General features: G+C 51.0%; 17 protein-coding genes. 7 read left to right on the top strand and 10 right to left on the bottom strand.

Annotated features, from left to right (window positions below; all coding sequences use genetic code 11):
• Window positions 1–189 precede the first annotated feature (189 nt).
• From yeaG to AC2FC2_RS24700, 3 genes are all read left to right on the top strand, one after another.
• Window positions 190–2,124: a protein kinase YeaG gene (gene yeaG / locus AC2FC2_RS24710; protein ID WP_209633930.1), complete on the top strand. Its 1,935-nt coding sequence runs from the start codon at window positions 190–192 to the stop codon at window positions 2,122–2,124.
• A gap of 189 nt (window positions 2,125–2,313) precedes the next feature.
• A complete protein-coding gene (locus tag AC2FC2_RS24705) occupies window positions 2,314–3,582 on the top strand; it encodes a YeaH/YhbH family protein (RefSeq protein ID WP_209633931.1) in 1,269 nt (422 codons plus the stop codon).
• 464 nt (window positions 3,583–4,046) lie between these two features.
• The gene (locus AC2FC2_RS24700; RefSeq protein WP_490660056.1) at window positions 4,047–4,622 is read left to right on the top strand and encodes a type 1 glutamine amidotransferase family protein; all 576 of its coding nucleotides are present in this window, start codon (window positions 4,047–4,049) and stop codon (window positions 4,620–4,622) included.
• Between the two features lie 39 nt (window positions 4,623–4,661).
• Here AC2FC2_RS24700 and AC2FC2_RS24695 read toward each other — a convergent pair whose 3' ends face one another.
• The 6 genes from AC2FC2_RS24695 to AC2FC2_RS24670 form a co-directional block, all read right to left on the bottom strand.
• Window positions 4,662–5,324, bottom strand: coding sequence for an anti-sigma factor (locus tag AC2FC2_RS24695; RefSeq protein WP_209633933.1), 663 nt, complete (start codon window positions 5,322–5,324; stop codon window positions 4,662–4,664).
• Window positions 5,321–5,881 carry an RNA polymerase sigma factor gene (locus AC2FC2_RS24690; RefSeq protein WP_490660055.1) on the bottom strand — a complete coding sequence of 187 codons (561 nt, stop codon included), beginning with the start codon at window positions 5,879–5,881 and terminating at the stop codon, window positions 5,321–5,323. The genes AC2FC2_RS24695 and AC2FC2_RS24690 overlap by 4 nt, the downstream gene beginning before the upstream one ends.
• 64 nt (window positions 5,882–5,945) lie before the next feature.
• Window positions 5,946–6,506, bottom strand: coding sequence for a fasciclin domain-containing protein (locus AC2FC2_RS24685; protein ID WP_209633935.1), 561 nt, complete (start codon window positions 6,504–6,506; stop codon window positions 5,946–5,948).
• Window positions 6,507–6,664: 158 nt separating this feature from the next.
• Window positions 6,665–7,354, bottom strand: a complete 690-nt coding sequence (locus AC2FC2_RS24680; protein WP_404759430.1) for an alpha/beta hydrolase — start codon at window positions 7,352–7,354, stop codon at window positions 6,665–6,667.
• Between the two features lie 157 nt (window positions 7,355–7,511).
• Entirely contained in the window at window positions 7,512–8,063 is a 552-nt protein-coding gene (locus AC2FC2_RS24675; protein ID WP_404759429.1) for a GNAT family N-acetyltransferase, read from the bottom strand.
• 341 nt (window positions 8,064–8,404) lie between these two features.
• The gene (locus tag AC2FC2_RS24670) at window positions 8,405–8,563 is read right to left on the bottom strand and encodes a YqaE/Pmp3 family membrane protein (protein ID WP_006322621.1); all 159 of its coding nucleotides are present in this window, start codon (window positions 8,561–8,563) and stop codon (window positions 8,405–8,407) included.
• Between the two features lie 222 nt (window positions 8,564–8,785).
• On the opposite strand from AC2FC2_RS24670, the gene AC2FC2_RS24665 reads away from it, so the two are divergent.
• Window positions 8,786–8,962 carry a GhoT/OrtT family toxin gene (locus tag AC2FC2_RS24665; RefSeq protein ID WP_012145459.1) on the top strand — a complete coding sequence of 59 codons (177 nt, stop codon included), beginning with the start codon at window positions 8,786–8,788 and terminating at the stop codon, window positions 8,960–8,962.
• Window positions 8,963–9,013: 51 nt separating this feature from the next.
• Here AC2FC2_RS24665 and AC2FC2_RS24660 read toward each other — a convergent pair whose 3' ends face one another.
• Complete coding sequence (locus tag AC2FC2_RS24660; RefSeq protein WP_490660054.1) at window positions 9,014–11,131, bottom strand: TonB-dependent siderophore receptor; 2,118 nt, start codon at window positions 11,129–11,131, stop codon at window positions 9,014–9,016.
• 403 nt (window positions 11,132–11,534) lie between these two features.
• Window positions 11,535–11,825, bottom strand: a complete 291-nt coding sequence (locus AC2FC2_RS24655) for a hypothetical protein (RefSeq protein ID WP_209633939.1) — start codon at window positions 11,823–11,825, stop codon at window positions 11,535–11,537.
• Window positions 11,826–11,996: 171 nt separating this feature from the next.
• On the opposite strand from AC2FC2_RS24655, the gene AC2FC2_RS24650 reads away from it, so the two are divergent.
• The 3 genes from AC2FC2_RS24650 (at window position 11,997) to AC2FC2_RS24640 (ending at window position 14,683) form a co-directional block, all read left to right on the top strand.
• Window positions 11,997–12,479, top strand: coding sequence for a hypothetical protein (locus AC2FC2_RS24650; protein ID WP_265553607.1), 483 nt, complete (start codon window positions 11,997–11,999; stop codon window positions 12,477–12,479).
• A gap of 341 nt (window positions 12,480–12,820) precedes the next feature.
• The gene (locus AC2FC2_RS24645; RefSeq protein ID WP_209633943.1) at window positions 12,821–13,381 is read left to right on the top strand and encodes a 3'-5' exonuclease; all 561 of its coding nucleotides are present in this window, start codon (window positions 12,821–12,823) and stop codon (window positions 13,379–13,381) included.
• 108 nt (window positions 13,382–13,489) lie between these two features.
• Window positions 13,490–14,683 (top strand): multidrug effflux MFS transporter, encoded by a 1,194-nt coding sequence (locus AC2FC2_RS24640; RefSeq protein ID WP_490660053.1) that lies wholly within the window; start codon window positions 13,490–13,492, stop codon window positions 14,681–14,683.
• Between the two features lie 5 nt (window positions 14,684–14,688).
• Here the strand turns inward: AC2FC2_RS24640 and dadX are convergent, their stop codons facing one another.
• Both dadX and AC2FC2_RS24630 read right to left on the bottom strand, forming a co-directional pair.
• Window positions 14,689–15,762 carry a catabolic alanine racemase DadX gene (gene dadX, locus AC2FC2_RS24635; protein ID WP_209633946.1) on the bottom strand — a complete coding sequence of 358 codons (1,074 nt, stop codon included), beginning with the start codon at window positions 15,760–15,762 and terminating at the stop codon, window positions 14,689–14,691.
• Between the two features lie 72 nt (window positions 15,763–15,834).
• Complete coding sequence (locus AC2FC2_RS24630; protein ID WP_265553613.1) at window positions 15,835–17,139, bottom strand: D-amino acid dehydrogenase; 1,305 nt, start codon at window positions 17,137–17,139, stop codon at window positions 15,835–15,837.
• Window positions 17,140–17,358 lie beyond the last annotated feature (219 nt).

The raw sequence follows: 17,358 nt of genomic DNA, 5'->3' as shown, positions 1-17,358 counted from the left end.
GCAAACTAAGCTTAAATCAGAAGGTGAATGAATCCTGAGCCAGTGGCAATACAGCGCAACTCGCGATTATAAGCGCACCAAGTTGGCATACGGGTTGCTGTACTCAGGGATAACTTCTTCTTTCGGGGGCCACAAGACTATCACTAGCTCCCTTTAACCTGTGCTAATAACGAAAGGACGGGCATCGCCATGAACATATTTGACCACTATCGCCAGCGCTACGAAGCTGCCAAGGACGAAGAGTTCACACTGCAGGACTTTCTTACCATTTGCCGGCAAGATCGCAGTGCATATGCCAATGCGGCCGAACGTCTGCTGATGGCTATCGGTGAACCAGTTATGGTCGACACCGCGCTTGAGTCGCGCATGTCTCGCCTGTTCTCCAACCGCGTGATCGCACGCTACCCGGCATTCGAAGAGTTCTACGGCATGGAAGAAGCTATCGAACAGATAGTCTCTTATCTGAAGCATGCCGCGCAGGGCCTCGAAGAGAAAAAACAAATTCTTTACCTGTTGGGCCCTGTGGGCGGCGGGAAATCATCGTTGGCGGAACGCCTGAAGGCGCTGATGCAACTCGTACCGATTTACACACTGAGTGCCAACGGAGAACGCAGCCCGGTCAACGATCATCCGCTGTGCCTGTTCAATCCGCAGGAAGATGCCAATATTCTGGAAAAAGAATATAACATTCCTAATCGCTATCTCGGTACCATCATGTCCCCGTGGGCGGCTAAACGCCTGCATGAATTTGGCGGAGACATCACCAAATTCAAAGTGGTGAAAGTGCGCCCTTCCATCCTGGAACAGATCGCCATCGCCAAAACAGAACCGGGTGATGAGAACAACCAGGATATTTCTGCGCTGGTAGGTAAAGTGGATATCCGCAAGCTGGAAAACCACGCGCAGAACGATCCGGATGCCTATGGCTATTCCGGCGCCCTTTGCCGTGCCAACCAAGGGATCATGGAGTTCGTAGAGATGTTCAAGGCACCGATCAAGGTGCTGCACCCTCTGCTGACTGCCACCCAGGAAGGTAACTACAACGGTACCGAGGGGATTTCTGCCCTGCCGTTCAGCGGCATTATTCTGGCCCACTCCAACGAATCCGAATGGGTGACCTTCCGTAACAACAAAAACAACGAGGCATTCCTGGACCGTGTTTATATCGTTAAGGTCCCGTACTGCCTGCGGGTGTCGGAAGAGATAAAAATCTACGACAAACTGCTGGATCACAGCGAACTGACCCATGCCCCATGCGCCCCTGGCACACTGGAAACGCTGGCTCGCTTTACCGTGCTTTCACGCATGAAAGAGCCTGAAAACTCGAGCATCTACTCTAAGATGCGCGTCTATGATGGCGAAAGCCTCAAGGATACCGATCCGAAAGCCAAGTCGTATCAGGAATACCGCGACTATGCAGGGGTTGATGAAGGCATGAACGGCCTGTCCACCCGTTTTGCATTTAAAATCCTCTCAAGGGTGTTCAACTTTGATCACGCTGAGGTCGCTGCTAACCCGGTACACCTGTTCTACGTACTGGAACAGCAGATCGAACGCGAGCAATTCCCACAGGATTTGTCAGAGAAATACCTGGAACACCTGAAAGGCTATCTGATCCCGAAATACGCCGAGTTTATCGGTAAAGAGATCCAAACGGCCTATCTGGAATCCTACTCGGAATACGGCCAGAACATTTTCGACCGCTACGTGACCTATGCAGATTTCTGGATCCAGGATCAGGAGTACCGTGATCCGGATACTGGGCAACTGTTCGATCGCGAGTCCCTGAATGCTGAACTGGAGAAAATCGAAAAACCCGCTGGCATCAGTAATCCGAAAGACTTCCGCAACGAAATAGTCAACTTCGTGCTGCGTGCCCGGGCTAATAATAGCGGTCGTAACCCTAACTGGACCAGCTATGAGAAGCTGCGTACCGTGATCGAGAAGAAAATGTTCTCGAACACCGAAGAGTTACTGCCAGTGATTTCGTTTAACGCTAAAACCTCAACGGATGAGCAGAAGAAACACGACGACTTCGTCGACCGTATGATGGAAAAAGGCTACACCCGCAAACAAGTGCGTCTGTTGTGTGAATGGTATCTGCGGGTCAGGAAGTCTTCATAACGACTATATCCAAAGTCGTTGGCGGTTGTATCGACGGCAACTGAGCCTATCCCCGGGTGCGTACAAAGAGTACGTGGCCTGGGGTAAGCCGGGAAACCAACCAAAATACAGCCTCAAGTATGGCGGATATAATGAGAATTAGCGTCATGGAGATGGCATAGCAAGTTGGCAACGTCGTTTGGGGGATGTATGGCGTATTTTATTGACCGACGGCTTAATGGCAAAAACAAGAGCATGGTTAACCGCCAACGTTTCTTGCGCCGTTACAAGTCGCAAATCAAACAGTCGATTGCCGAAGCCATCAACAAGCGTTCGGTCACCGACGTAAACAGTGGAGAATCCATCTCGATCCCCACTGGTGATATCAACGAACCAATGTTTCATCAGGGTCGCGGTGGCACACGCCATCGCGTTCATCCAGGTAACGATCATTTCGTGCAGAATGACCGTGTCGAACGCCCTCAGGGTGGCGGGGGCGGTGGCAGCGGTCAAGGTAACGCCAGCCAAGACGGTGAAGGCGAGGATGAATTCGTCTTCCAAATTTCCAAGGACGAATATCTTGACCTGCTGTTTGAAGATCTGGCGCTGCCGAATCTGAAAAAGAACCAGTATAAGCAGCTTACAGAATACAAAACCCATCGGGCTGGTTACACCGCCAACGGCGTACCGGCCAATATTAGCGTGGTCCGTTCGCTACAAAATTCGCTGGCGCGACGTACTGCGATGACCGCCGGCAAACGACGCGCGTTACATGCGTTGGAGGACGAACTCACCCAGATGGAAAACACCGAACCGGTGCAACTGCTGGAAGAGGAAAGGCTGCGCAAAGAAATTGCTGAATTACGCAAAAAAATCGAAAGCGTGCCCTTTATTGATACGTTTGATTTGCGTTACAAAAACTATGAGCGCAGACCGGAACCTTCAAGCCAGGCAGTCATGTTCTGCCTGATGGACGTTTCCGGCTCAATGGACCAGGCCACCAAGGACATGGCTAAGCGTTTCTATATCCTGCTCTATTTATTCCTGAGCAGAACCTATAAAAACGTAGATGTCGTCTATATCCGTCACCATACTCAGGCAAAAGAAGTGGATGAACAGGAGTTCTTCTATTCGCAAGAAACCGGTGGGACTATCGTTTCCAGCGCGCTGAAACTGATGAACGAAGTGGTTGAAGAGCGTTACGACCCTGCGCAATGGAACATCTATGCTGCACAGGCGTCAGATGGTGACAACTGGGCCGATGACTCACCGTTGTGTCATGAGTTGTTGGCAAAACAGCTGCTGCCCATGGTGCGTTATTACAGCTACATCGAAATCACGCGTCGCGCCCACCAGACGCTGTGGCGGGAGTATGAAGACTTGCAGGCGAAATTCGAAAACTTTGCCATGCAGCATATCCGCGAACCGGATGATATCTACCCCGTATTCCGCGAACTATTCCACAAGCAGACCGTGTAATTAACATTGTGAATCGCAGCCGGCTAATCTCATTAGCCGGCTGTTTTTTTGCAGGATAAGCACGTTCTTTCAGCACCAACCCTGACGCTTATCTACAGCCCCACTATCCTCTTCTCTGCAACACATTCCGTGATCTCGGCGGGATGAATACGTCGCAATTTTGTTGAGGATATTCTGATACCTGCGTCATTTCGTCTTTTCCCCTTGTCGCTTAAAGTTAGCTGCGGTACTGTCGCCATCTGGACACACACCACACCAAAATCAGAATAGAATCCAGTTTGTCGCTATCATCCCTTAATCCCGCCGCTGTGCGGGATTTTTTTGATATCAGCCTTGGCAAGACAATGAGATAGCACGTCACAAACCCTACTGACAGAAATTGGCAGTGGCAGCCTTTAAGCTTGGTACTCCTGCGTGGGGTAACGCCTCGCTCCACGCCAACAAATGCAGGGAAAGACGCACCAATGAAACGCGCTATCACCGTTATTACTGACAACTTTTCCGATTGGGAAACGGCTTTAATCAACTCAACTTGCCGCGGTTATTATGGTTTTGATATCCGCTTTGCGGCCCCAAATGGTGACCCGGTCATCTCCTCCAGCGGTATGTTTGTGACGCCGCAATTGTCGATCGAAGCCATCCCGTTGGACGACATTGATTTGTTAATCATTTGCGGTGGTACGGCATGGCAGACAAAAGAAGCGCCTGATATCAATGGCCTGGTGGCTGAGGCATACAGCAAGAATATCGTTGTCGCAGGAATTTGCGACGGAACCCGGGTTCTGGCACAGGCGGGCGTGCTTGATAACTGCCGTCATACCTCTAATTCGGCAGAAAACCTGTCGTCAGTACCGGGCTATCGGGGAGGTGCGCACTATCAAGACGTGCCTTATGCCGTGACCGATCAACGTATTGTGACAGCGCCGGGGAGTGCCCCCGTCAGCTTTATGGCAGAAATTTTAGCGACGCTGGGGATCAGAGACCGCAACATTCAGGCTTATCTGGCAATGCACGCGGCTGAACACAGTAAGCCGGTTTAATCCGCTTGCGCAATGACCGCCGCAACGGCCCATAAGTCACTACAGTGAAACGAGCTGCCCAGCATACAGAACTGGCCCTGTAGGCTGTCCAGTGGGGGATCCACCCGCAGGTTCCAGGCTGATGGCGATAGTCATTCCTTTGGACAACTGAATCTGATCCAGAGTCAGCCTGGTCACGTCTCTCGCCGCAACCACACCAAGCGACACCGGTTTTTCCCCGGCGGGTATCGCCCACAGTTGCAGACTGTTTGTCGCAGCAATTTGTTGTGGATTAACTGGGGTGAGTTGCAGATGTTTTACCGCTTTGTCGAGACTGACAATCCACTGCTCGCTACCGCGTTGCTCGCTACTCAGCACCAACGCGGGGGTAAACTCCGGCGGTTGTGCGATAAAACGCGGCACCAGTACCACCGCGGCCAAACCCGCGGCGAGTGCCCAGGCGAGATAATCCCAGCGCCACTGGCGTTGGCGTGACAGCGGTGGCAGGCTAAGTTGGATTTTCTTCCATACCCGTTCCGGCGGCGTTATCGGGATCAACGCGTGATCAAGAGGCGCTAATAACTGCTGCCAACGTGCCACCAATGCGGCCAGCTCTGGCTCGTGGCGAATTCGCTGTTCCAGTTTGAATCTCGCCGGGCCGCGCAGCGTGCCTAACGCATACTCCGCAGCCAGGGCTGAGTCATACTCCCCCCGGTTTTTCATAATCCCACGCAGTCTTTTAGATGGTCGAGAGCTCGGCGGATCCAGCTTTTAACCGTGCCAAGCGGTTGTTGAAGATAAACGGAAACTTCACCGTGCGACATTCCCTGATAATATGCAAGCACGATACTTTGTCGTTGATCGGTGGGCAAATGATCCAAACACGCCGTGAGCTTTTCTCCCTCTTGCGAGCGTTGCAACGCCTCGGCTGGTTCAGCGAAACTGTCACCGTCACCATCAAAATCAACCAGCTCATCCTCGCGTTCTGCCGCCTTTCCGCCCGCACTTCGTAACCAGTCAATAGCGCGGTTGCGCACAATGTGTGTCAACCAGGTCAGTGGAGAACTGAGCAGCGGATCGTAACTGGCTGCTCGATTCCATACGCTGATGAAGCTCTCATGCAGCACGTCTTCTGCCCAAGATTGCCGCCTGAGGATACGCAAGGCAACGGAATACAAACGCGGTGACGTTTGGCGATAGAGTTGTTCAAAAGCCTGGCGATCGCCACGTCCAATGGCTTTCATCATCGCCACATCATGTTCTGGTAAGGGTTCAGTCATGTCCCATCCTGATTAAGGTGCGGGGGCTGTCGCTCAGACCACCCGCACCAAGTATAGACCCAATTTATTTAGGCATCAGGACAGTATCAATAACATCGATCACCCCATTATTCTGGAACACATCATAGGTGCTGATATTCGCAATATTACCCTTTCCATCTTTAAGCTGAATATTGTGTGGCCCATTGTTCATGATCCACAAAGGTTGCCCATTCACCGTTTTCAATTCTGCTGTTCCCTTGCCGTCATGGATTTTTTTCTCCAGTTGTTTCATGTCATACCTGCCTGCTACAACGTGATAGGTCAGCACGCTGGTGAGCAACGCCTTGTTTTCCGGCTTCAGTAAATTATCGACGGTACCCGCCGGTAATTTGGCAAAGGCAGCATTGGTGGGCGCAAAGACAGTAAATGGCCCTTTCCCCTGCAGAGTATCCACTAACCCAGCAGCCTTAACCGCAGCCACCAGGGTTGAATGGTCTTTGGAGTTAACCGCATTTTCGATGATATTTTTACTCGGATACATGGCTGCACCACCGACCATAACCTGATCACCCATCATGGCAGCAGCAGACACACCGCTGAACAAGACTGATGCACATAAAACGCCAGTAATAAGCTTTTTCATGACCATTTCCTCGAAGGTAAGGGAGGTAAAGTTTTGCCTCACATTCTGATATACGTACGAGGAGATGCTTTTGGATGCAGCTGGAGAGAAATTATTTAAGCAGTCAATCTCTATAAATGAAAAACCCCACGGCAGTGGGGCCTTGAAGCAAACAACCTTTACGAAGCCTTCGCTGCTTCATCAATTAAAGCCGCCACTTCCTGAGGGTGCGAAGCGAGAGAGGCATGACTGGCATTCAAGGTAATGACTTTTTTCGCTTTTAACCGCGCTGACATTCGCTGTTGATTCTCTGGCGCAATCATCCGGTCATTACGGGAGATTTGATACCATGATGGTTTGTGCTTCCACGCAGGCTCAGTAATAGCATTACCGAAGGTACTGGCCAACGGCGCCTTTTGCGTCACAGCCATCACCAGAGCTTCATCGGCAGCAAGATCCTGACAGAAGCTTTCGTGAAATTTATCCGCTTTGATCCATAAATAACCGTCACTGTCCGGCATTAGGTTCACTGCCGCAACGGGAGGATGTTCTTGCGTAATTCCACCCGCGCTTTCACCCGCGTCCGGTGCAAACGCGGCGATATACACCAACCCGACGACGTTCGGTAGATTACCCATTTCACTAATAACTGCACCGCCATAAGAATGTCCGACCAAGAGCACCGGGCCGCCCTGCTGTGCGACCATCTTACGCGTGCGTTCAGCATCATCAGCCAACGATGTCAGCGGCAGTTCTACGGCGTGAATGGAGTCATATCCCTTACGCGACAATTCGGTAATGACGTTGCTCCAGTGCGCTGCACCGCCCCAAAATCCATGAACCAGGACAACTGTGGGTTTTGTCTTCATTACTGATTCCCTCTTTAACGTGGAGGCGCTACGTCAAACTCGTTCATTGAGTGCTGTGATCCTCTCAGCATCCTCTGCCCTGAATCAAAACGCCTTATATGCCCTGTTGTATATAGTGCACACCTATCGTTTTCAGCAATAGCTCCGAATAGTTAACTTATGGGGCATCCCTCCTCGCACTCCATTCGGTACGTGTTATTTCCCAGATTTCCGTAAGCATGCGGCCACCCACATAGTCATTTTCTTTTGTTGCGACCACACGCATACCGCTCTGCATAGAAATAGATCGTGACGCCAGGTTATCCTTTGCCTTGGGCACCCTCAACACAGTTTGCTCCAGCACATTGAACCAGTAATCTGTCACGATCTGACTGGCTTCCGTCATCAATCCCTGACGTTGCCATTCTTGGGCAAGCCAGAAACCCCGGTTGCTGCCACCGTCAAGACTCAGGTTAATCACACCGATCAAATGCCGTTCATCCTCTTGGCGCCGGATAGACCAAAACCAGCCAGTCCCTGCCGCCATCGCCGGTAATGCCACATGATTGATAAATTCAAGCGCGGCACCATCAGGGTATGGCCAGGGTATTTGGCATGTCATATGACGTACGATTTCCCATCGTGGAAACAAACGCTGAATATCTCCAGCATCGGCGCGTTCCAATGGGCGTAATACCAATCTACCGCTGACTAATACAGGAATATCCAAGGGAAAGTCTCCAATACTTAGGGCTGGTCTGGCGGCAAAGCACTCCTTCGCTGACATTAAAACTAGGATTTATACCCATTACGATCTAAAATCTCATGTAAAAACAATAAGAAGTAATTTCACCAAAATCGAAAGGGAAGTTTTACATGAAGGAAATGATCTCTATCCTTTTTATCGCAGGCCTTTTGGCCATGCTGTTTTCATGGCTGTTTGTCTATGGCCTCAACATCCATTAGGGTTCCATAAAATAAAAAACCCCGGCATGTACAAACGCCAGGGCTTATTGTGCTACACGACATTCACGGATGCATTTCCATTGAAAACACCGGGAAATTAGACAGTTATTGCTTCGTCTGGATCCAGAATGCGTGGATCAACCCTGGGAAGTAGCCCAATAAGGTTAAGATGATATTGAGGATAAACGCCCCACCGATGCCTTTATCAAGCAATACACCCAGTGGCGGCAGGATGATGGTAAATACGATTCTCCAAAAGCTCATAATTGCACCTCATGTTGTTCTACATGACACCAACATATTACATTATCTTAACATTTTCAAATCATCTCATTACTGAATACTCTGAAAACCCAGCGACACGGACATATATCCACATATTTTGTGGTTATATATAACAAATTGAACAAACAATTAATAAGCATTGATTATGTAGAATTAAGCTCCTAGAATTCACAGCTTAAAAATACATCTGGGATCGGTTTCATGTCGTCGCTGTGGGTTGCAACACAATACTTTTATTTAATTGGCCTGTTAGTCTCTATGATTTTTACCTACCTGGTCAGTCGGGACACGATTAAGATTCGTTTTATCAGTGCATTAACGATTGGTTTGACCTGGCCTCTGAGCTTGCCTGTAGTGTTGATGTTCTCCTTGTTCTAACGCTATAGAAACCGCCCCGCCAAACATCGACGGGGCGATATTACCCTTTCTTTAGAAGTCGTATCCGACCGTTGCCACCAGGGTACGCTCCGCTCCCCAGTAACAATAACCGGTGCCGTAACACGCAGCGACGTACTCTCTGTCCGTCAGGTTATTCACGTTCAATTGCACATAGGCACCTTTCAACGACGGATTAACGCGGTCTAAATTCATTCGTACCGAGGCATCGAGTAGCGTCACGGAAGGAATACGCAGCGTATTTTCATTGTCCGCCCACTGTTTACCGATGTAACGCGCCCCAGCACCCACCTCAACACCGTAAGCCGTCGCGTATTTTCCCCACAGTGACGCCATTTGTTCTGGCACCAAATACGGTGTATTGCCGTCGTTGCCATCAATTGCGTCTTTGAACTTCACTTTGTTATAGGTATAGCCAGCAATCAGATCGAAACGATCGGTGATCTTGCTGCGAGCCTCGAGTTCAACACCTTGAGAATGCACCTTACCGGCAGGCAGATAATAACTTTGCTGTACAACGCGGTTGGCTACATCTTTCTGCGTCAAGTCATAAAGCGCCACGCTGTAGATTGATGAACTGCCTGGCGGCTGGTATTTCAAACCCACCTCATATTGCTCGCTGGTGCTCGGTTTCAACATATGTCCGTTCTGATCGGGCAGCGCCTCCGGCGTCACCGCCGTGCTATAACTGGCATAAGGTGAAAAACCACTATCAAAATGATAAAGCAACGACGCACGTCCGCTGAAGTTATCATCACTACGCGCATCGCTAGTGCCCGTGTTGAGCACCGTATTTTTTGAATCTATGCGGTCAAAACGGCCGGACAGATTCAGATACCAGTTCCGCAGACTGATTTCATCCTGTAGATACACCCCCGTCTGCTCATAGTGACGTCTGGAATCGGTATGCGTAAGATGGGTTAACCCCGCGCCACCGGACACGCCGGTATAGGGATTCAACGTAGAAGCCCCTGCTGACTCATCCCACAGATTGTTACGAAAGCGCTGGTAATCCAGCCCCAGCATCACTTTATGTTCCAGCAACCCGGTAGCAAAATCAGCTTCAAGTTGATTATCGACAGCAAATGCATCCAACGAGGTCGCAGAACCGCTGTAATAGCGGTTCAACAATTGGTGTTCTGGATCCCAGCCAATCTGATATACCTGCTGTAATTCAACATTGGAATGGGTATAGCTGGCATTTTGCCGGAATGACCAAACATCGTTAAAACTGTGTGAGAAAGCGTAGCTGTAGATTTGTTCCCAGCGTTTGAACACATTACGGCTGCTTTCGCCGTCGAAGAACCCTCGGCCCAGTTTGTCTCCTGAGCTTGAGTAAAGGCTCCCATCAGCCGGCACCGCGCTGTGATAGCCGCCAGAAGGATCTTTTTGCAAATAGGCTTTTAACAACAACGAGGTATTTTCGTCCGGCTGCCACAGTAATGACGGTGAAATAGCATAACGTTCTTCGCGCTGGTGGTCATACATGGTTTCACTGCTGCGCGTCATTCCCGTCAAGCGATAAGCCCATTGATCCGATAATGGCCCTGTCACATCAAAGGCACCGCCTTTAGTGCTGTTGTTACCGGCACTGAGATTAACGTGCCCCTGCGTGTCGAACTGCGGCCGCTTGGACGTGAGCGCGACCAACCCACCCGGAATGCTTTGCCCATACATCACCGACGAGGGCCCTTTAATAATATCGATACGCTCCAGGAACCAAGGGTCAACCTGCAAGGCATTGTAAGTGCCGCCGTCACTCAACAAACGTAAACCATCAAGGAAAGTATTATTAACGTCACCACCATGAAAACCACGTAACGCAATGGTGTCATAGCGCGTCGCACCACCGGAAAAATTGGTAAAGACACCCGGTGCATATTTCAACGCATCGTTAACCGTCTGGCTACTCTGATCGGTCATCTGCTTGCGCGTAACCACCGAGACAGACTGCGCCGTCAGGACCAGGGGGGTATCGATTTTAGTGGCTCCCTGGCTGGTAGTGGCCTGGTAGCCTTGTGTTTGTGCCTCTGCCGTGTCTGCGGTTTTTGCCGTGACGACCAACGTATCTTCAGCTAACGACGTCAATGGCAGGAAGATCGCGAATGCACATAAAACACGCGACCTTTTGACAGGAAAAATAATCGACATGCTTGTAATCCCTAGTAAATATCATTAAATCGCACTCTATGAGCCAGCTCGCCCGTTACAACGAGTAATGCGTCCACAGAGGCTTACAAAATGTAAATACTAATGATAATCACTCTCTTTATCCATAATGATTTACACTATACGTTGGCTTTTTATGAACCTCCGAAGTGACTCAGCCCACAGGTGCCCCATAGTCAGAATGGACATATCTTATTGAAAATAAAAAAAGTGCCAGCTCAAGGCTGGCCATAGAATGGGAGTAAATGTGACAGGTACGTACCGGATTGGGTGGCGCATAAGGGATATCCCTTCTCACCCTTTTCAGCCAAAAATGATAACGATTATCATTATATTTTGAAAAGTGCTTAGTATCTACAACTTTTACAGCATTGGGTACTGACCTTCAACGAGGTCTGGTGAACCGGGCATACAAACGCCCTATCGCAAACAGCGTTCCCCAAACCAGAACATTCAACCCACCCCATACGACGAATACGTATATAAAGGTTTGATAAATGGGAATGCCCCGATCGGCGGAGAATGGATTAAAATGCCAAAATCGAATAATGACGAAAGGGTTTAAGTTAAACCACTTAAAAAAGAAAGCGACCAGCATTGGCGGAAGCAAAAAATAAAGACCCAGCGTAAAAATCAACAGATACGCTGCGAAGCGGCTATTTTTATAATCTTTCATATCAATGAATTACCATTAGAATTCAACTATTAACGCCAAAGCTCGTATTGTTCGATACAGACCTGACATACCTTGATTAGTTCCCATTCGGGGCCAAAATAAAGCCTGTTTGGCGTTTCAAATTCATTTAGTTTTTGGGTGCTATAACGCTAGTCAGCTCAGGAGGCTTCAATGATACCGGACTATTGCCCTATACCACCAACCCCCAAAAAACTCAAAGTCATCTATGGCTGGTATATATATACCGTCTATGCACAGTTGATCTTTAATGTTTACCTGGCGGTATATAACGGCTGTGTCAGGCACCCGATTGAAGCGCCGTTGATCTCAGTGTGCCACAGCCTGTTCATCGCATTTATTCTCTATCAGGTGTTGAAAAAACGCACGCATTTCGCTTGGGTTATGTTGGCCTATTACATTCTGATGCGACTGTATTACGCCAATGTACTGCATATTGAATTCAATGCATGGAGCCGTGGGCTGGTATTTATTTTTCTGACGCTGCTGCTTACGGGCACCGTCGCCGTAGGGCAACTGGCAACGCCACCCCTGCGTCAAGATTGGTTGGCACGCCTGGGCTGGCGGCAATGGATAACACTGGCTAGTTTGGCAGGCATATTGACGCCGTTGATTACCATCGATTATTTGGGCTGAGCGCCGGTCATTGTCTTGGGATGTGAGGCTCGGAGATATCTACCAGACGGCACACTTTGGTGTAGTTGTTAGACTTTTCACATATTTTATCAGTGACAAAAACGCCAAGGTAGCTCAATACCAGCAGATAACCGACCATACACAAAATGAAAATAAACGTTCTCACCGATAGAACCAACCCGACAACAGAACCCTGAGTATCATACCTCGGTTACCCTGCCTTAGACTATTTCAAAGTATTCTTTAAATCCGCCGGTCATTTCAGACATACAGGCCTGACGGCGCATCCTCGCCCGGTTTGTAGTAAGATTATGCACGACCTCACTTAGCCGGGAGCCCCAATGCACCATCTCATGTTAGACATTGAAACGCTGGACATAAAGCCAAGCGCGGTGATTCTGGTCGTTGCCGCTGTCTTTTTCGATCCCCAAACCGGCCAACTGGGCGCCGAGTTTGAAAACGCCGTGAGTAGCCAAAAAGATCAACCCGGCAGGACCATCAGCCTGGATACCGTCGCCTGGTGGGCGAAACAATCAGATGGAGCCCGTAAGCTGGCTTTCGGTGGCACTGAGACACTTAAACGAACGCTGACCAACCTGAGCCGGTTTATCCATATGAACAGCACCGACCCGGTAAAAGTCTGGGGTAACGGTAAAGAATTCGACTGCGCCATCCTCGAACATGCCTTTCAGCAGCTTGAAATGCCGTGCCCCTGGAAGTTTTGGGATACGCAAGACGTTCGTACCGTGATCACGCTGGCCGAACTGCTGGGTTTCAATCCCAAGAAGGAACGGGCATTCGAGGGCACGCCTCATCGCGCCTTGGATGACGCCAAACATCAGGCGCGCTACGTGGCAGATACGATCTCAGCACTTTACTATCGTAAAAACTCTGCACTGTAAGCGGAGCAGACAGGCGAAGCGATAACCAGCCTATGTTTTGCCCCTTTCTATTTAACGCCAGAGTCTCTACTCTAGCCCTCTTTGTCACTCGGACGTGCTGTTTTTGTTATGCAAAAATTTCTGTTTCTGCTTCTTAGCCTGGTACTTCTCGGCCCGCTGGGCATCGATCTTTATTTGCCGACTATCCCCGCGATCGCTCTCGGCCTTAACAGCAGCGAAGCGCTGATTCAGTCCACTATTTCGTTGTTCATTCTGGTATTGGGCCTTGGGCAGATTATCGCCGGCCCGTTAGTGGATAACTACGGTCGCAAGCCGGTGGCGTTGGCAGGTATTGTTATTTATATGCTTGGCGCGGCCATGGCGGCGTTGGCAACCACGCCAACGGTGTTTGTTGCCTCGCGACTGCTGCAAGGTGTCGCGGTTTGTTGCACTGCGGTAGTGGCATTCAGCGGTGTGCGTGACCGAATGAACGGTGACGATGCGGCGCGCGCCTTTGGTTTTCTCAACGGCACGCTGAATATTATCCCTGCACTGGCACCGCTGCTCGGCGGTCTGCTAGCTGAAGCCTTTGGCTGGCGCGCACCGTTCTGGTTCCTGGTGTGTTACGCCCTGGCTGTCTTGATACTGATCGCCCTGCGGCTGCCAGAGACTCGCCCGGCGGATACTGTGCGTGTCAAAGGATTACCGGTGCGACAATATGCCCGAATTCTTAGCGACCGCCGCTTTTTGTCCTTCGCCGTAGTTAACTCTGGGGCGATGGGGATGGCGCTGACGTATGTTTCACTAGCGCCTAACGTGTTGATGGGAACCGCCGGCCTAACCCCGTTGCAATTCTCACTGGTGTTTGGCGCTAACGGCTTTTGGATCATGCTGGTGAGTTTTTTCGCCAATCGGATTATTCACAAGGTCGGGCGGCCAGTATGCCTTGCGACCGGCGGGCTGTTGATGGGCATCGGCTGTGTTGGATTGCTGCTTGGCGTGTTCTTGCTGCCAGGCCCGGCGCAAACTCACTGGCTGGCTTATATGCTGCCTGTCGCCTGTGCCTGCGCAGGGCTTGCCTTTATGATGGGGCCGGCAACCAGCTACGCGCTGGAGCCGTACTCTAACGAGGCTGGAGTTGCCTCTGCCCTGGTGGGATTTGTACAGATGGCCGGTGGTGCGGGGCTAGGCTTATTGACAATGGCACTGCCGTTGCAACCCAAGCTGTCACTCGCACTGGTGATGCTGGTGGGTTGCCTGCTGGCGCTGCACGCGCGGCAGCGCAGCAAGCAAATTAAAGGTCAATTGAAGAAAGTCGCCTGAGGCTTTTAAGCCTCAGTGGTCACGGGTACCCTGGCGGCCAACGCCGTCAGTAATTCATAGCCCAACGTGCCTGCCGCGGCAGCAACATCGTCAACCGGCAGGCGTCGTCCCCAAAGCTCTACTTCCGCCCCAATTTGGGCATTTGGGCATGGCGTCAAGTCAACCACCAGCATATCCATTGAAACCGTACCCAACGTCCGCGTCAGCACACCGTCTACCCAGACAGGTGTCCCGGTCTGCGCATGGCGCGGATAACCGTCTGCATAGCCACAAGCAACTACGCCAATACGCTGCGCACCTTCGGCACGGTAGCGCCAACCATAGCCAACCTGATCGCCGCGTTTCAACGTTTGAATCCCTATGATCTCGCTGCTCAGCGTCATGGTGGGCTGCAAACCGCTCTCCGCAATGTCACGCCATTGCCCGCTGGGCGAAGCGCCATAGAGCACAATACCTGGCCGCACCCAGCTACCATGGGTTTCTGGGTGCCACAACGTGGCGGCAGAGTTAGCTAAACAACGCGGCAAAGGGATAGACGACGCCGCGTCTTCAACAACCCTCATTTGCTCTACCACTCCCTGAGGGCCATCAGCAGTGGCGAAATGACTCATCACCGTCATGTTCGCAATATTGCTTATCTCCCTCGCTTTCAACCAAACCGCGTGCAAACGTTCCGGTGCAAATCCCAGACGATTCATACCGCTGTTCACTTTCAGGTAAACATCCAGTGGCGCCGACAGTTTAGCTTCAGCTATCGCCGACAATTGCCAATCACTGTGCACCGATGTGGTCAAACGATAGCGATCGAGCAAGGCCAAATCTTGCGGCTTGAAAAAACCTTCCAGTAAAAGAATCGGCCCCTGCCAGCCAGACTCTCTCAAGGTAATGGCTTCAGCGAGATCCAACAGAGCAAAACCGTCGGTCTGTGCCAAACTGCGCCAAATATGTTTAATACCATGACCATAGGCATTGGCCTTTACGACCGACCAGACTTTAGCGCTGGGGGCAAAACGCCGAACAACCTGCAGGTTATTTTCAAATGCGCCAAGGTGCAACGTGGCGGAAATCGGGCGAGGCATGGGCACTCCTACGGGCCTGCGAATGCCGTCACGGGACAACGCCCGTGACGACAACATCAATAAATTGGGTTCTTAACGCGCGGGATGCACATCATTTAAAGGGCCGGCGTAGCGGTTATGAAATCCAGCGCTGTATCGCGCCACCCCCAGGTCCTCCGAAGGAATAGCCGGCGTGATACCGGAAATGAGATCAGAAAGTAGCTGCCCAGAACCGCAGGCCATTGTCCACCCCAGTGTGCCGTGTCCGGTGTTCAGGAACAGGTTTTTCAGCGACGTTTTACCGACAATCGGCGTGCCGTCCGGCGTCATCGGGCGCAGACCTGTCCAGAACGTCGCATCTTCCACCCGCCCACCGTTAGGGTAAAGATCGCGTACTACCATCTCCAGCGTCTCGCGCCGTTTTTGCTCAAGCTGGGTATTAAAACCGACAATTTCCGCCATGCCACCGACGCGAATACGCTGGTCGAAACGGGTGATGGCGATTTTGTAGGTTTCATCCAGTACGGTCGAGAATGGGGCAGCAGCCTCATCCGTGATCGGGATGGTCAGTGAATAGCCTTTCAGCGGGTATACCGGGATCGACACGAGGTCGCGCAACAGCGCTGTGGAATAGGACCCGAAAGCAACCACGTAACTGTCAGCCTTGAAGATTTCGCCGCCGCACTGTACGCCACTGATTTTATCGCCTTCAACCAGCAAGCGATCAACGCTGCGGTTATACAAAAAGGTGACTCCTGCTTGTTGTGCCAGTTTAGCCAGTTGCTGGGTAAACAGTTGGCAATCACCGGTTTCGTCGTTTGGCAGTTGAAGCCCGCCGGTCAGCTTGTGCGCGACCTGGGCCAATGCGGGCTCAACGCTGGCCAGTTGGTTCGCTTCCAACAGCTTGTAAGGCACGCCGGCATCTTCCAGAACAGCAATATCCTTCGCTGCACTTTCAAACTGTTGCTGCGTTCTGAACAGTTGCAGCGTACCGCCTTGGCGGCCTTCATACTGGATGCCGGTTTCCTGGCGCAATGCTTTGATACAGTCGCGACTGTATTCTGCCAACCGCACCATCCGCCCTTTATTGGTCATATAGTGTTCAGTATTGCAGTTTTTTAGCATCTGCCACATCCAGCTTAACTGGAAACTGCTGCCATCAAGACGAACAGCGAGCGGCGCGTGGCGCTGGAACATCCACTTGATCGCCTTCAGCGGCACACCCGGCGCCGCCCACGGAGCCGCATAGCCCGGTGAGATTTGCCCGGCATTCGCTGCGCTGGTTTCCATCGCCGGACCAGGCTGACGATCAATCACGGTGACCTCATGCCCCGCCTTCGCCAAATACCAGGCGCTCGCAACACCCACAACTCCACTACCTAAAATTACCACTCGCATCGCTGACTCCAGCTCAAGGCATCACAAAGCATAATCTTCTGCTCACAGGAAATTAACTCAGTGGAAAAATCCGTCCAACATCTTAGTCATCAAACGTGACAACATTCACAATTAATTTATCGTTCATGGCCGGTTCTTTTGCAATAGCTACCTATAAATAGCGATAAGATGTTGTGAAAGCCCGATTTTAGAGCGAAACAATGACCCATATGCTATCAA

The organism is Serratia sp. CoH_122_TC_1 (assembly GCF_058191755.1).
Note: the sequence above shows the minus strand (reverse complement) of the source record. Positions and strands in the feature narration are given on the sequence as shown.

What these genes read in the sequence shown, in the direction of transcription:
- AC2FC2_RS24650 (WP_265553607.1), top strand. Translation starts at nt 11,997, where the DNA reads ATGATACCGGACTATTGCCCTATACCACCAACCCCCAAAAAACTCAAA.
- AC2FC2_RS24645 (WP_209633943.1), top strand. Translation starts at nt 12,821, where the DNA reads ATGCACCATCTCATGTTAGACATTGAAACGCTGGACATAAAGCCAAGC.
- AC2FC2_RS24630 (WP_265553613.1), bottom strand. Translation starts at nt 17,139, where the DNA reads ATGCGAGTGGTAATTTTAGGTAGTGGAGTTGTGGGTGTTGCGAGCGCC.
- AC2FC2_RS24705 (WP_209633931.1), top strand. Translation starts at nt 2,314, where the DNA reads ATGGCGTATTTTATTGACCGACGGCTTAATGGCAAAAACAAGAGCATG.
- AC2FC2_RS24670 (WP_006322621.1), bottom strand. Translation starts at nt 8,563, where the DNA reads ATGAGCTTTTGGAGAATCGTATTTACCATCATCCTGCCGCCACTGGGT.
- dadX (WP_209633946.1), bottom strand. Translation starts at nt 15,762, where the DNA reads ATGCCTCGCCCGATTTCCGCCACGTTGCACCTTGGCGCATTTGAAAAT.
- AC2FC2_RS24680 (WP_404759430.1), bottom strand. Translation starts at nt 7,354, where the DNA reads ATGAAGACAAAACCCACAGTTGTCCTGGTTCATGGATTTTGGGGCGGT.
- AC2FC2_RS24665 (WP_012145459.1), top strand. Translation starts at nt 8,786, where the DNA reads ATGTCGTCGCTGTGGGTTGCAACACAATACTTTTATTTAATTGGCCTG.
- AC2FC2_RS24660 (WP_490660054.1), bottom strand. Translation starts at nt 11,131, where the DNA reads ATGTCGATTATTTTTCCTGTCAAAAGGTCGCGTGTTTTATGTGCATTC.
- yeaG (WP_209633930.1), top strand. Translation starts at nt 190, where the DNA reads ATGAACATATTTGACCACTATCGCCAGCGCTACGAAGCTGCCAAGGAC.
- AC2FC2_RS24685 (WP_209633935.1), bottom strand. Translation starts at nt 6,506, where the DNA reads ATGAAAAAGCTTATTACTGGCGTTTTATGTGCATCAGTCTTGTTCAGC.
- AC2FC2_RS24695 (WP_209633933.1), bottom strand. Translation starts at nt 5,324, where the DNA reads ATGAAAAACCGGGGGGAGTATGACTCAGCCCTGGCTGCGGAGTATGCG.
- AC2FC2_RS24700 (WP_490660056.1), top strand. Translation starts at nt 4,047, where the DNA reads ATGAAACGCGCTATCACCGTTATTACTGACAACTTTTCCGATTGGGAA.
- AC2FC2_RS24690 (WP_490660055.1), bottom strand. Translation starts at nt 5,881, where the DNA reads ATGACTGAACCCTTACCAGAACATGATGTGGCGATGATGAAAGCCATT.
- AC2FC2_RS24640 (WP_490660053.1), top strand. Translation starts at nt 13,490, where the DNA reads ATGCAAAAATTTCTGTTTCTGCTTCTTAGCCTGGTACTTCTCGGCCCG.
- AC2FC2_RS24655 (WP_209633939.1), bottom strand. Translation starts at nt 11,825, where the DNA reads ATGAAAGATTATAAAAATAGCCGCTTCGCAGCGTATCTGTTGATTTTT.